The sequence below is a fragment of the Streptomyces sp. NPDC003034 genome (genome assembly GCF_053591375.1).
In genome coordinates, this window is the sequence record NZ_JBSFTS010000022.1 from 22585 (window position 1) to 36006 (window position 13422).

12 protein-coding genes are annotated in these 13422 nt (G+C 70.8%); 1 reads left to right on the forward strand and 11 read right to left on the reverse strand.

Going from position 1 to position 13422, the window contains the following annotated elements; translation table 11 throughout:
- The first annotated feature begins 41 nt into the window (after positions 1-41).
- Positions 42-1271, forward strand: coding sequence for a DUF349 domain-containing protein (locus ACWDX7_RS21195; protein ID WP_451490614.1), 1230 nt, complete (start codon positions 42-44; stop codon positions 1269-1271).
- 150 nt (positions 1272-1421) lie between these two features.
- Here the strand turns inward: ACWDX7_RS21195 and ACWDX7_RS21200 are convergent, their stop codons facing one another.
- From ACWDX7_RS21200 to pdxS, 11 genes are all read right to left on the reverse strand, one after another.
- Entirely contained in the window at positions 1422-3851 is a 2430-nt protein-coding gene (locus ACWDX7_RS21200) for a RelA/SpoT family protein (RefSeq protein ID WP_451490615.1), read from the reverse strand.
- Positions 3852-4074: 223 nt separating this feature from the next.
- Complete coding sequence (locus ACWDX7_RS21205; RefSeq protein WP_451490616.1) at positions 4075-4626, reverse strand: adenine phosphoribosyltransferase; 552 nt, start codon at positions 4624-4626, stop codon at positions 4075-4077.
- Entirely contained in the window at positions 4623-5690 is a 1068-nt protein-coding gene (gene secF, locus ACWDX7_RS21210; protein ID WP_451490617.1) for a protein translocase subunit SecF, read from the reverse strand. Before secF ends, ACWDX7_RS21205 begins: the two co-directional genes overlap by 4 nt.
- A gap of 3 nt (positions 5691-5693) precedes the next feature.
- The gene (gene secD / locus ACWDX7_RS21215; RefSeq protein ID WP_451490618.1) at positions 5694-7475 is read right to left on the reverse strand and encodes a protein translocase subunit SecD; all 1782 of its coding nucleotides are present in this window, start codon (positions 7473-7475) and stop codon (positions 5694-5696) included.
- A gap of 151 nt (positions 7476-7626) precedes the next feature.
- On the reverse strand, positions 7627-8109 hold the full coding sequence (yajC, locus tag ACWDX7_RS21220) for a preprotein translocase subunit YajC (RefSeq protein ID WP_451490619.1): 483 nt from the start codon (positions 8107-8109) through the stop codon (positions 7627-7629).
- Between the two features lie 166 nt (positions 8110-8275).
- Positions 8276-9349, reverse strand: coding sequence for a Holliday junction branch migration DNA helicase RuvB (ruvB, locus tag ACWDX7_RS21225; RefSeq protein ID WP_451490620.1), 1074 nt, complete (start codon positions 9347-9349; stop codon positions 8276-8278).
- 160 nt (positions 9350-9509) lie between these two features.
- Positions 9510-10142, reverse strand: coding sequence for a Holliday junction branch migration protein RuvA (gene ruvA / locus ACWDX7_RS21230; RefSeq protein WP_451490621.1), 633 nt, complete (start codon positions 10140-10142; stop codon positions 9510-9512).
- Entirely contained in the window at positions 10139-10669 is a 531-nt protein-coding gene (gene ruvC / locus ACWDX7_RS21235) for a crossover junction endodeoxyribonuclease RuvC (protein ID WP_451490622.1), read from the reverse strand. Before ruvC ends, ruvA begins: the two co-directional genes overlap by 4 nt.
- A gap of 261 nt (positions 10670-10930) precedes the next feature.
- Positions 10931-11683 carry a YebC/PmpR family DNA-binding transcriptional regulator gene (locus tag ACWDX7_RS21240; protein WP_451490623.1) on the reverse strand — a complete coding sequence of 251 codons (753 nt, stop codon included), beginning with the start codon at positions 11681-11683 and terminating at the stop codon, positions 10931-10933.
- 57 nt (positions 11684-11740) lie between these two features.
- Entirely contained in the window at positions 11741-12343 is a 603-nt protein-coding gene (pdxT, locus tag ACWDX7_RS21245) for a pyridoxal 5'-phosphate synthase glutaminase subunit PdxT (RefSeq protein WP_451490624.1), read from the reverse strand.
- Between the two features lie 6 nt (positions 12344-12349).
- The gene (gene pdxS / locus ACWDX7_RS21250) at positions 12350-13267 is read right to left on the reverse strand and encodes a pyridoxal 5'-phosphate synthase lyase subunit PdxS (protein WP_451490625.1); all 918 of its coding nucleotides are present in this window, start codon (positions 13265-13267) and stop codon (positions 12350-12352) included.
- Positions 13268-13422: the final 155 nt, after the last annotated feature.

Genomic DNA, 13422 nt, shown 5'->3' on the forward strand with positions numbered 1-13422 from the left:
CAGGGGGCGACCCCGCACAGGCATCAGGTGGAGGAGGCGCTGTGAGCAGCGACCCGTGGGGCCGAGTCGACGAGACGGGCACCGTGTACGTGCGTACTGCCGACGGCGAGAAGGTCGTCGGCTCGTGGCAGGCGGGCACCCCTGAGGAGGCCCTGGCCTATTTCGAGCGCAAGTACGAGGGCTTGGTGGTCGAGATCGGCCTCCTCGAAAAGCGGGTGCGGACCACCGACCTGTCCGCCAAGGACGCGCAGACGGCGATCGACCACCTGCGCACGCAGGTGGACGAGCACCACGCCGTGGGCGACCTCGACGCCCTGCGCGTCCGGCTGGACAAGCTGGTCGCGACCGTGGAGTCCCGGCGCGAGGAGCGCAAGGCGCAGAAGGCCAAGCAGGCGGACGAGGCCCGGGCGGCCAAGGAGGCGCTGGTCGTCGAGGCCGAGCAGCTGGCGCAGAGCGACCAGTGGCGCAGCGCCGGTGAGCGGCTGCGGGCGCTGGTCGACATCTGGAAGGGCCTGCCGCGCCTGGACCGCAAGTCGGACGACGAGCTGTGGCACCGCTTCTCGCACGCCCGCTCCGCCTTCTCCAAGCGCCGCAAGGCGCACTTCGCCTCGCTGGACGCACAGCGCGAGGACGCCCGCAAGGTCAAGGAGAAGCTGGTCGCGGAGGCCGAGGCGCTCTCCAAGTCGACGGACTGGGGTCCGACGGCCGCCCGCTACCGCGAGCTGATGGCGGACTGGAAGGCGGCGGGCCGGGCGCAGCGCGAGGCCGAGGACGAGCTGTGGAACCGTTTCCGCGGTGCCCAGGACGTGTTCTTCGCGGCGCGCAGCGAGGTCTTCGCGGAGCGGGACGCCGAGCAGACGGAGAACCTGAAGCTGAAGGAGGAGCTGGCCGACGAGGCCGAGAAGCTCGTCCCGGTGACGGACCTGAAGGCGGCCCGCGCGGCCTTCCGCTCCCTCAACGAGCGCTGGGAGGCCATCGGCCACGTGCCGAGGGACGACCGTCCGAAGGTCGAGGGCCGGATGCACGCGGTGGAGCGGGCGATCCAGGAGGCCGAAGAGGGCGAGTGGCGGCGTACGAACCCGGAGGCCCGGGCGCGGGCGGCCGGTCTCACCGGTCAGCTCCAGGCGGCGGTCGACAAGCTCCGCGGTCAGGTCGACGCGGCGCGCGCTGCGGGCAACAACGCGAAGGCCGACAAGCTGGCCCGGGAGCTGGAGGGCCGTCAGGCCCTGCTGGACCAGGCGCTGAAGGGCCTGGAGGAGTTCGGCGGCTGACGCTGCTCTGCGCCCCTGAACCGGCGCCTCTCTCGCGGAGGTGGTCGCTGTCCGTGGGAGCTGCTCAATGGATGGCTCAGGCGGCCTTCACGAAAAGGGCGGCCCCGGTACGCGCGATGCGTACCGGGGCCGCCTTTCTTGTTGACGTGCCTACGGGCGCTTGGCCGAGGTCACGCGGTAGACGTCGTAGACGCCCTCCACGCCGCGCACCGCCTTCAGGACGTGCCCCAGGTGCTTCGGGTCGCCCATCTCGAAGGTGAACCGCGAGGTGGCCACCCGGTCGCGGGAGGTCTGCACGGCCGCCGAGAGGATGTTCACGTGCTGGTCCGACAGGACCCGGGTGACGTCGGACAGCAGCCGCGACCGGTCCAGTGCCTCGACCTGGATCGCGACGAGGAAGACCGAGGACTGGGTGGGCGCCCACTCGACGGCCAGCATCCGCTCGGGCTGCTGGGACAGCGAGTCGACGTTGACGCAGTCCGCGCGGTGGACCGATACGCCGCTGCCCCGCGTGACGAACCCGATGATCGGGTCGCCCGGCACCGGGGTGCAGCAGCGGGCCAGCTTGACCCACACGTCGTCGACGCCCTTGACGACCACGCCCGGGTCGGCGTTGGTGCGCCGCTTGCGCCCGCGCGCGGCGGGGATGCTCTCCTCGATGTCCTCGTTGGCCGCGTCCTCGCCGCCGAGGGCCTGCACCAGCTTCTGTACGACGCCCTGCGCGGCCACGTGGCCCTCGCCGATCGCCGCGTACAGCGAGGAGATGTCGGGGTAGCGCATCTCGTGGGCGAGGGTGACGAGGGAGTCGCCGGTCAGGATGCGCTGGATGGGCAGGTTCTGCTTGCGCATGGCCCGCGCGATGGCGTCCTTGCCGTGTTCGATGGCCTCGTCGCGGCGCTCCTTGGAGAACCACGCGCGGATCTTGTTGCGGGCCCGGGGGGACTTGACGAAGCCCAGCCAGTCGCGGGACGGGCCGGCGCCCTCGGCCTTGGAGGTGAAGACCTCCACCAGGTCGCCGTTGTCGAGCGTGGACTCCAGCGGGACGAGGCGGCCGTTGACCCTGGCCCCTATCGTCCGGTGGCCGACCTCGGTGTGCACCGCGTACGCGAAGTCCACGGGCGTGGCGCCCGCGGGCAGCGCTATCACGTCGCCCTTCGGCGTGAAGACGAAGACCTCGTTGCGCGAGAGGTCGAAGCGCAGGGAGTCCAGGAACTCGCCGGGGTCCTCGGTCTCCTTCTGCCAGTCGAGCAGCTGGCGCAGCCAGGCCATGTCGTTGACCGTGTCCTGGCCGGCGGTGCCCTTGGCGGCCTGCGGGACGTCGGTGCGGACCTTGGAGGTGCCGGCGACGGTCTGCTGCTTGTACTTCCAGTGCGCCGCGATGCCGTACTCGGCGCGGCGGTGCATGTCGAAGGTGCGGATCTGCAGCTCGACCGGCTTGCCGCTGGGTCCGATGACCGTGGTGTGCAGCGACTGGTACATGTTGAACTTGGGCATCGCGATGTAGTCCTTGAACCGGCCGGGGACCGGATTCCATCGCGCGTGCACCGTGCCGAGGGCCGCGTAGCAGTCGCGGACGGTGTCGACGAGGACGCGGATGCCCACCAGGTCGTAGATCTCCGCGAAGTCGCGGCCGCGGACGATCATCTTCTGGTAGACGCTGTAGTAGTGCTTGGGCCGGCCGGTGACGGTGGCCTTGATCCGGGCGGCCCGCAGGTCCGCCTGGACCTCGTCGGTGACGACCGCGAGGTACTCGTCGCGCTTGGGCGCCCTCTCGGCCACCAGGCGCACGATCTCGTCGTACATCTTCGGATAGAGGATCGCGAAGGCGAGGTCTTCGAGTTCCCACTTGATGGTGTTCATGCCCAGCCGGTGCGCCAGCGGGGCATAGATCTCCAGCGTCTCGCGGGCCTTCTTCTCCTGCTTCTCCCGCTTGAGGTAGCGCATGGTGCGCATGTTGTGCAGCCGGTCGGCGAGCTTGATGACCAGGACGCGCGGGTCCTTGGCCATGGCCACGACCATCTTGCGTACGGTCTCGGCCTGCGCGGCCTCGCCGAACTTGACCCGGTCGAGCTTGGTGACGCCGTCGACGAGCAGGGCCACCGCGTCGCCGAAGTCGCGGCGCAGGTCCTCCAGCCCGTACTCGGTGTCCTCGACGGTGTCGTGCAGCAGACCGGCCATGAGCGTGGCCGGGTCCATGCCGAGCTCGGCGAGGATGGTGGTCACCGCGAGCGGGTGGGTGATGTACGGGTCGCCGCTCTTGCGCTTCTGACCGCGGTGCCAGCGCTCGGCGACCTGGTAGGCCTGTTCGAGCTGGCGCAGGGTCGCCGTCTCGATCTTCGGGTCGTTGCTGCGGACTATGCGGAGCAGGGGCTCAAGCACCGGGTTGTACGCGTTGGTGCGCTGGCCGCCGAGGCGCGCGAGACGGGCCCGTACGCGGTTCGAGGACCCGGCCGACTTCGCCGGCGCGGGCTTGACCGGCGGAGCCGGCGGGGGCGTGGCGGCGGGCGCCGCGGCCTGCTCGGCGTGCTCGGCCTTCGGGTCGGGCTGCGCGGCGGAGATGGGCTGGACCTCGTCTGGCAAGAGCGCTCCTCTGGGGGTCCCCCGGACGGAGTCCGGGGGAGGATCCGGTGCCCCGGTCAGGTCCGGATAACCCATGGTAGCGAGGGTTCCCGCGCGCCGTTCCCCGTGGCCCCGTCCATGGCGCGCGGCCCGCGGAGGCGCCCGATGCGGCGGCCGGGCGGGCGGCGCACGCGGAAGCGGCGGGCACCGGGAGACCCGGTACCCGCCGCTTCGGAGCGGAACGTCAGACCACGATCAGGGCGTCCAACGGAGCCCCCGCCAGCGCACCGGCCAGCCGCAGGCGCCCCGGCAGGAACGACAGCTCCATCAGGACCGCCACTCCCGCGACCTCCGCTCCGGCGCGCCGGATCAGCTGGAGCGAGGCCTCCGCCGTGCCGCCGGTCGCCAGTACGTCGTCGATGACCATGACCCGGTCACCCGCCTTCAGGTCCTCGGCGTGGACCTCGATCTCGGCGGTGCCGTACTCCAGGTCGTAGACCTGTCCGAGGGTCGCCCCCGGCAGCTTGCCCGCCTTGCGCACCGGTACGAAGCCGATGCCGGCCCGGACGGCCACGGGAGCCGCCAGGATGAACCCGCGGGCCTCCAGTCCGACGATCTTCGTGGCGCCGTACCGCCCGGCCAGCTCCACCAGCGCGTCGGTCAGCGCGGCGAAGGCCTTGGGGTCGGCCAGCAGCGGCGTGATGTCCTTGAACATCACGCCCGGCTTCGGATAGTCCGGTACGTCCTTGATCCGGCCGAGCAGCAGCTCGTGCACGTCGGACGGGAGGGTGGTCACCGGCGCCGCCCTGCCCGGCCCTGCGCCAGTGCCTGCGGTTCGTCGTCGCCGTCGGAGGAGGACTCGTAGCCCTCTTCCCCGGATCCGCCCTTCGCCGCCGCGGCCGCCCGCTTCGCGAGCACCCGCTTCTTCAGCGCCTTCATCGCCGGCTCGCGCTCCTTGAGGTCCACGACCAGCGGGGTCGCGATGAAGATCGAGGAGTACGCACCGGCCGCGAGGCCGACGAACAGCGACAGCGAGATGTCGTTCAGCATGCCCGCGCCCAGGAAGCCGCCGCCGATGAACAGCAGGGCCCCGACCGGGAGCAGCGCCACGACCGTGGTGTTGATCGAGCGGACCAGGGTGCCGTTGATGCTGCGGTTGGCGATCTCGGCGTACGTGTAGCGGGTCTGCTTGGCGATGTCCTTCGAGCCCTCCTTCAGACCGTCGAAGACGACGACGGTGTCGTAGAGGGAGTAGCCGAGGATGGTCAGCAGGCCGATGACCGTACCCGGAGTGACCTCGAAGCCGACGAGCGAGTAGATGCCGACGGTGATGGTGAGGTCATGGATCAGCGCGATCAGCGCGGCGACGGCCATCCGCCACTCGAAGGCGATGGCGAGGTAGATCACCACGAGGATCATGAAGATGCCCAGGCCCGTCCAGGCCTTGTTCGCGATCTGGGATCCCCAGCTGGGGCCGACCAGGTCCGCGTTGATGTCGGCCTCGGTGACCTTGAGGTCGGTGGCGAGCTGCTTCTTCACGCCGGTCGCGGAGTCGGTGTCCAGGCCGGAGATCTGGATCCGCATGCCGCCGGTGCCGAGCTCCTGGACGATCGCGTCGTGGCCGGAGGCCTCCTCCGCGCGCTCCGTCACCTTGGCGACGGAGACGGCCGTCTTCGGGGTGGTGAAGACGGCACCGCCCTTGAACTCGATGCCCATGTTGAGGCCCTGGACGGCCAGGGCGACGATCGCCGTGATGGTGATCAGGATGGAAACGCCGTACCAGACGAAGCGCTTGCCGACGAAGTCGTAGCCGACCTCACCGCGGTACAGCTTGGCGCCGAGATCTCCCAGCTTCGACATCTCTCACGCCTCCTTTACGTCGACGGGGGCGGGGACGGCGCCGGTACGACGGGCCCGGCGCAGCGGCGGCTTGGCGCCGAGCCGCTTCGGGTCCAGCCCGGACCAGGGGTGGCCGCTGGAGAAGAACTTCGTACGCGCGAACAGCGTCATGACGGGCTTGGTGAAGAGGAACACCACGACCACGTCGAGCAGGGTAGTCAGACCCAGCGTGAAGGCGAAGCCCTGCACCTTGCCGACCGTGACGATGAACAGCACCGCGGCCGCCAGGAACGACACGAAGTCGGAGACCATGATGGTGCGCCGGGCGCGCGGCCAGGCGCGCTCGACGGCCGGACGCAGGGTGCGGCCCTCGCGGATCTCGTCGCGGATGCGTTCGAAGTACACGATGAAGGAGTCCGCGGTGATACCGATGGCCACGATCGCACCGCACACGGCGGGCAGGTTCAGCGCGAAGCCGATGCCCTTTCCGAGCAGGGCCATGATCGTGTAGGTGAGGATCGCGGACACCAGGAGGCTGACGATGGCGATGAACGCCAGTCCGCGGTAGTACACCAGCAGGTAGATGACCACGAGGATCAGGCCGATGGCGCCGGCGATCAGGCCGGCCTTCAGCTGCTCGCCGCCGAGCGCGGCGGTGACGGTGGTGACGCTGTCCTCGCTGAAGGAGAGCGGCAGGGCGCCGTAGGAGAGCATGTTGCCCAGGTCCTGGGCGGACTGCTGGGTGAAGCCGCCGGTGATCTCGGCGTTGCCGCCGGTCAGCGCCTGGCTCACGGACGGGTCGGAGATGACCTCGCCGTCGAGCACGATGGCGAACTGGTTCTGCGGCATCTGCTTGGTGGCCAGCTCACCGGTGATCTTGGCGAACTTGTCGGCGCCCTTGTCGGTGAACTGCATCGTGACGATCCAGATGCCGCGCTGGGGGTCGATGACTCCCTTGGCTTCCTTCACGTCCTGGCCGTTGACCTGGGCCGGGCCCAGGACCCACTTGCCCCAGGTGTCGCCGCGCTTGCCGCAGGCGATCATCGGCTCCTCGGGCTTGGCGCCCTTGCCGGCGGCGGCGCGCTGCGCCTCGTCGTTGCAGTCCAGCGCGGCGAACTTCGCCTGCAGGTCCGCGGCGGCGGCCTCGTCGCCCGACGGCGTCGGGGAAGGGGCCGGAGCCTTGTTGTCGTCTGCCTTCTTCGACTCGCTCGCCGAGGGCGAGGGAGTGGGGGCGTTCGGGGCCTTGAGGGCCTCACTGAGCGCACGGCCCTGGGAAGTGGCGCTGGACGACGGGGTGGCCGACGGACTGGACTTGTTGCCGTCCTCGGCCTTCGGTGCGCCGGAGCCGCTCGCCGAGGGGCTCGGGCTCTGGCTGCCCTCGGGGGCGACGGGGGCGCCGTCCGCGAAGGCGATGACCGGGCGGAAGTACAGCTGGGCGGTGGTACCGACCTGCTCGCGGGCCTGCTGCTCGTTCGTCCCCTTGGGGATGTTCACGATGATGTGGTCGCGGCCCTGCGTCTGGACCTCGGCCTCCGACACGCCGAGACCGTTGACGCGGCGCTCGATGATGCCGACCGCCGTGTTCATGTTGGTCTCGTTGATCGCGTCCGGCTTGCCGGGCTCGCTCTTGGCCTTGAGCGTGATGCTCGTACCGCCGGCGAGGTCGATGCCCAGCCGGGGAGTCGTCTGCTTGGAGAGGAACATCCCCGCGGTGAGCGCCACCATCGCGATCAGGATGACCGCCAGGGCACGCCCCGGCCTCCCCTGAGCCCCCGTGGGCCGCCGGCCCTTCTTCGGTGCTGCCACCTTGTCGTTTCTCCCTGTCCAACCGTCCCGCGCCGGGTCAGCGCGCGGACGGCCACGAATGTGTGGTGGGGACCCCTGCCCCCCGCAGAAGTGTCACTGACGGGGACCGCGGCGGCCGCCGGTGGGCGCCTTCGCGGCCCCCGGCCGCGCGCTACTTCGCGCCGGCCTCGCCGTCGGTCTTGCCGTCGGTCTTGCCGTCGGACTTGCCGGCCTCGGGCTCGTCCTTCTTGCCGAGGTCGAGCTTGGGCGCCGCGTCCGTGTCGGAGTCCTTGGCGAGGTCCGTCTTCGGGGCCTCGATCAGCGAGGACGCGTCGTCCGGGACGACCGGGGTCTCGTCGGCGGGCTCGTCGCTGATGCCGTGGACGATGCGGTTGTACTCCGCGTCCTCCAGCACCGCGCCGATGGAGTTCTTCGCGTAGACCGCGTGGACGCCGGGGGCCACCTCAAGGGTGACGGTGTCATCGCCGATCTCCTTCACCGTGGCGTACATGCCGCCGATGGTGCGGACGCCCGTACCGGGCGTCATCTGGTCGCGCATCTGCGCGGCCGCCTGCTGCTTCTTCTTCGCGGAACGGGTCATCAGGAACATCGCCCCGATGAGCACGATGAACGGGAGGAGTGTCACGAGATTCACGGGACGGAGATCCTTCGCACGACCGTATTGGGAGACGGCCTTCTTCTACGGGGGGTGGGCATACCAACCTGAAGGGTCGGCATCGGCGGAGTCTAGGCGAGTCCGCACCGATGGAACAACGCCCAGCATGGCACCGCGGTTCCTGAGGGCGCGAACCTCCGCGCCGTCAGGCTCGGAAGAGGCCCGCTTGTCCGCTTGATCCACTCCCGCCGGACCGCGGCGGTACGAGCCCCAGGTGGGCCCATGCGGCGGGCGTGGCCACCCGCCCCCTCGGGGTACGCGCGAGCAGTCCCTCACGGACCAGGAACGGCTCCGCGACCTCTTCCACGGTCTCCCGCTCCTCGCCGACGGCCACGGCCAGGGTCGACAGCCCGACCGGCCCGCCGCCGAACAGCTTGAGCAGCGCCTCCAGTACGGCCCGGTCCAGCCGGTCGAGCCCGCGTGCGTCCACCTCGTAGACCTGGAGCGCGGTACGGGCCACCTCGCGGTTGATCACGCCGTCCACCTTGACCTGGGCGTAGTCGCGCACGCGGCGCAGCAGCCGGTTGGCGATGCGCGGGGTGCCGCGCGAACGCCCGGCGATCTCGGCGGCTCCGGCGGTGTCGATCTCCACGTCGAGGAGGCGGGCGGAGCGGTGCAGGACCCGCTCCAGCTCCTCGGGGGCGTAGAACTCCATGTGCCCGGTGAAGCCGAAGCGGTCACGCAGGGGCGGTGGCAGCAGTCCGGCCCGGGTGGTGGCCCCGACCAGGGTGAAGGGTGGCAGCTCCAGGGGGATCGCGGTGGCCCCGGGGCCCTTGCCGACGATCACGTCGACGCGGAAGTCCTCCATGGCCATGTACAGCATCTCCTCGGCGGGCCGGGACATGCGGTGGATCTCGTCGAGGAAGAGGACCTCCCCCTCCTGGAGGGAGGAGAGGACGGCCGCGAGGTCACCGGCGTGCTGGATGGCGGGGCCGGAGGTGATGCGGATCGGCGCGCCCATCTCGGCCGCGATGATCATCGACAGGGTGGTCTTGCCGAGGCCGGGCGCACCGGACAGCAGGACGTGGTCGGCGGTGGCCCCCCGCTGGCGGGCCGCCTTGAGGACGAGGTCCAGCTGCTGGCGGACCTTTTCCTGACCGACGAACTCCCCGAGGTCCTTGGGCCGCAGCGCCGCCTCGACGGCTGTGTCCTCCCCGTCCGCCGCGGCGGCGACGATGCGGGCCTCGTCCTCGGCGGTGCTCTCGTCGTCCCAGTTCACGGTGTCAGTCTGCCTTCTCGGTTCGTACGGTGATCTCTCGCCCCCGCCCCCGCCCCCGCCCCCGCCGCCGCAGGCGGCGGGCTGCCGGCCGGCGCGGCCGGCGAGCAGTCCGGTGCGGGGTTCCGGGCCATGTCCCGGCAGCCGGCGAGCTGGCGCGGGGTCACCGGGACCGGTTCAGGGTCTGGAGGGCCGCCCTCAGCAGCTGCGGTACGGGCGCCGAGCCCCCGGCGGCGATGGCCGCCTCGGCCTGCGGGGTGACCGCCGAAACGGCCTCATCGGCCTCCCGGGACGCGTAGCCGAGCCCGATCAGCGCGGCCTGGAGCTGCTCGGTCCACGGCGCGGGGCCGGTCGTCACGGCCCGCTGGGCCCCCACCAGCCCGCCGGCGCCCAGCGGAGCCCCCAGCTTCCCCTTCAGCTCCAGCAGCAGCTTCTGGGCGCCCTTCTTGCCGATGCCCGGCACCGCCATCAGCGCCTTCTCGTCGCCCGTGGACACCGCCAGCCGCAGCGCGTCCGGCCGGTGCACGCCCAGCATGGCCTGCGCGAGCCTCGGCCCGACCCCGCTCGCGGTCTGCAGCAGCTCGAAGACCTGCCGCTCGTCGTCGTCGGCGAAGCCGTAGAGGGTCAGGGAGTCCTCCCGGACGACGAGCGAGGTCGCGAGCTTCGCCTGCTCGCCGGTCCGCAGGCTCGCGATGGTGGCCGGCGTGCACTGGACGGCCATGCCCACTCCCCCGACCTCGATGACGGCGAGGGTGGGGGCGAGCGCGGCGACCGGGCCGCTGACGAAGGCGATCATCGGGTACGGCCTTTCGAGGCGTGCAGGGCGACCGCCTGCTGGAGGCGGTTCTGGGCGGGGGCCCGCCAGATGTGGCAGATGGCGAGGGCGAGGGCGTCGGCGGCGTCGGCGGGCCGGGGCGGCTCGGACAGCCGCAGCAGCCGGGTGACCATGGCCCCGACCTGTGCCTTGTCGGCCCGGCCGCTGCCGGTGACGGCGGCCTTGACCTCGCTCGGGGTGTGCAGGGCGACCGGTATGCCGCGGCGTGCCGCGCAGAGCATGGCGACGGCGCTGGCCTGGGCGGTGCCCATCACGGTGCTGACATTGTGCTGGCTGAAGACCCGCTCCACGGCGACGACTTCGGGCCGGTGGCGGTCCAGCCATTCCTCGATGCCCTGCTCGACGGCGACGAGCCGGCGGCCCAGCTCGGCATCGGCGGGCGTCCGTACGACCCCCACCGCGAGCATGGTCAGGGGACGGCCGGCGACTCCCTCGACCACGCCGACACCGCACCGCGTCAGCCCCGGGTCCACACCGAGAACGCGCACGCCCACCCACCCCCTTCGCGCCGGAACCGGCGCCGCCCTCGCGGACCGGGCTGAACGCCGCGGCCGTCTCCCGGCCGTCGCCGGACCGCCGCCAGGCCAGCGGCCGGTCGGCGGCCGCGTCCGAACAGGCGAACACCCCTATGACGCCGTCAGGCTATCCGGCACCACTGACATCGCGCACAAAGCGACGGCGGGCCGACGGGGTGTGTCCCGTCGGCCCGCCGTGAAAGCCGTCGCGGCCGTGACGGCCGTGGCGCCCGCTCAGGCGTCGACCTTCTCCATGACCTCGTCCGACACGTCGAAGTTGGCGAAGACGTTCTGCACGTCGTCGCTGTCCTCCAGGGCGTCGATCAGCTTGAAGATCTTGCGCGCGCCCTCTTCGTCCAGCTCCACCTGCATGGTCGGGACGAAGTTGGAGTCGGCCGAGTCGTAGTCGATGCCGGCCTCCTGGAGGGCCGTGCGGACCGCCACCAGGTCCGTGGCCTCGCTGAGGATCTCGAAGCTGTCACCCAGGTCGTTGACCTCTTCCGCACCGGCCTCCAGCACGGCGTCGAGGACGTCGTCCTCGGACAGCTCGCCCTTGGGCAGCACGATGACGCCCTTGCGGTTGAACAGGTAGGAGACCGAGCCCGGGTCGGCCATGGAGCCGCCGTTGCGGGTCATGGCGACCCGCACGTCGGACGCGGCGCGGTTGCGGTTGTCGGTGAGGCACTCGATGAGTACCGCGACGCCGTTCGGGCCGTAGCCCTCGTACATGATGGTCTCGTAGTCGGCGCCACCGGCCTCAAGACCCGCTCCGCGCTTGAGCGCGGAGTCGATGTTCTTGTTCGGGACGGACTGCTTCTTGGCCTTCTGAACGGCGTCGAACAGCGTCGGGTTGCCGTCCAGGTCGGCGCCACCGGTACGGGCCGCGACCTCGATGTTCTTGATCAGCTTCGCGAAGAGCTTGCCGCGCTTGGCATCGATCACGGCCTTCTTGTGCTTCGTCGTAGCCCATTTAGAGTGGCCGGACATCCGCCTGTCTCCTTCGCGTCACCAACAGTGTTCGCCACCGATCCTACCGGGACCTGATTACAGCCCCGCGCGCACCATGTCGACGAAGTACGCGTGAACGCGGTCGTCGCCGGTCAGTTCGGGGTGGAACGAGGTGGCCAGGACGTTGCCCTGCCGCACGGCGACCGTGTGGCCGTCGTACGTGGCGAGCACCTCGGCGCCCGCGCCGACGGACTCGACCCACGGGGCCCGGATGAAGACGCCCTCGACCGGGCCGCCCGCTATGCCCGCGAAGTCGATCTTCGCCTCGAAGGACTCGTTCTGGCGGCCGAAGGCGTTGCGGCGGACGATCATGTCGATGCCGCCCAGCGTCTCCTGGTCCTCACGGCCTTCGAGCAGCTTGTCGGCGAGCATGATCATGCCGGCGCAGGTGCCGTACACCGGCATGCCGGCCCGTACGCGCTCGCGCAGCGGCTCCAGCATGCCGAACAGCACGGCGAGCTTCGACATCGTCGTGGACTCGCCGCCGGGGACCACCAGGGCGTCGACCCCGGCGAGCTCCTCGGGACGCCGGACCGGCCTGGCCACGGCGTCCGCCGCGGCCAGGGCGATCAGGTGCTCCCGTACGTCGCCCTGCAGGGCCAGGACCCCGATGACAGGGGTGCCGGGGGTGTTGGTCATGACGGGCTACCAGCCGCGGTTGGCGTAGCGCTCGGACTCGGGCAGGGTGTCGCAGTTGATGCCGACCATGGCCTCGCCCAGGTTGCGGGAGGCGTCCGCGATGATCTTCGGGTCGTCGTAGAAGGTGGTGGCCTTCACGATGGCGGCGGCGCGCTTGGCCGGGTCGCCCGACTTGAAGATGCCGGAGCCGACGAAGACGCCCTCGGCACCGAGCTGGCGCATCAGCGCGGCGTCGGCCGGGGTGGCGACGCCACCGGCGGAGAACAGCACGACCGGGAGCTTGCCGAGCTCGGCGACCTCCTTGACCAGCTCGTACGGCGCGCGCAGCTCCTTGGCGGCGGCGAACAGCTCGTTGTTGTCGTAGCCGCGCAGGCGGGCGATCTCGTTCTTGATCTGGCGCAGGTGGCGGACGGCCTCCACGACGTTGCCGGTGCCGGCCTCGCCCTTGGAGCGGATCATGGCCGCGCCCTCGGCGATGCGGCGCAGGGCCTCACCCAGGTTGGTGGCGCCGCAGACGAAGGGGGTGGTGAACGCCCACTTGTCGGAGTGGTTGACCTCGTCGGCCGGGGTCAGGACCTCGGACTCGTCGATGTAGTCGACGCCGAGGGACTGCAGGACCTGGGCCTCGACGAAGTGCCCGATGCGGGACTTGGCCATGACGGGGATCGAGACGGCCTCGATGATCTCTTCGATCATGTTGGGGTCGGACATGCGGGCGACCCCGCCGTCCTTGCGGATGTCGGCCGGGACCCGCTCCAGGGCCATGACGGCCACGGCGCCGGCGTCTTCGGCGATCTTCGCCTGCTCGGCGTTGACCACGTCCATGATCACGCCGCCCTTGAGCTGCTCGGCCATGCCGCGCTTGACGCGCGAGGTGCCGATCGCCGAGGACTCGGACTGCGGGGTGGAGGAAAGCGTGCTCACGGATTGACCTCACTCGAAAGGAAGACGGGTACTCGGTGGTACCGGGTCGTGCAGGTGGTACCCGACAGAGGAAACCCCCGCCGACCAGTCCACTGCAAGGGCCAATATGGAGCGGGTGGCTCCCCGGCCGCGCCGGTGTGGTGCGTACGAGTCCC

Coding starts and splice junctions, on each gene's coding strand:
- secF (WP_451490617.1), bottom strand. CDS start 5,690: ATGTCGAAGCTGGGAGATCTCGGCGCCAAGCTGTACCGCGGTGAGGTC.
- ruvA (WP_451490621.1), bottom strand. CDS start 10,142: ATGATCGCCTTCGTCAGCGGCCCGGTCGCCGCGCTCGCCCCCACCCTC.
- ACWDX7_RS21240 (WP_451490623.1), bottom strand. CDS start 11,683: ATGTCCGGCCACTCTAAATGGGCTACGACGAAGCACAAGAAGGCCGTG.
- pdxT (WP_451490624.1), bottom strand. CDS start 12,343: ATGACCAACACCCCCGGCACCCCTGTCATCGGGGTCCTGGCCCTGCAG.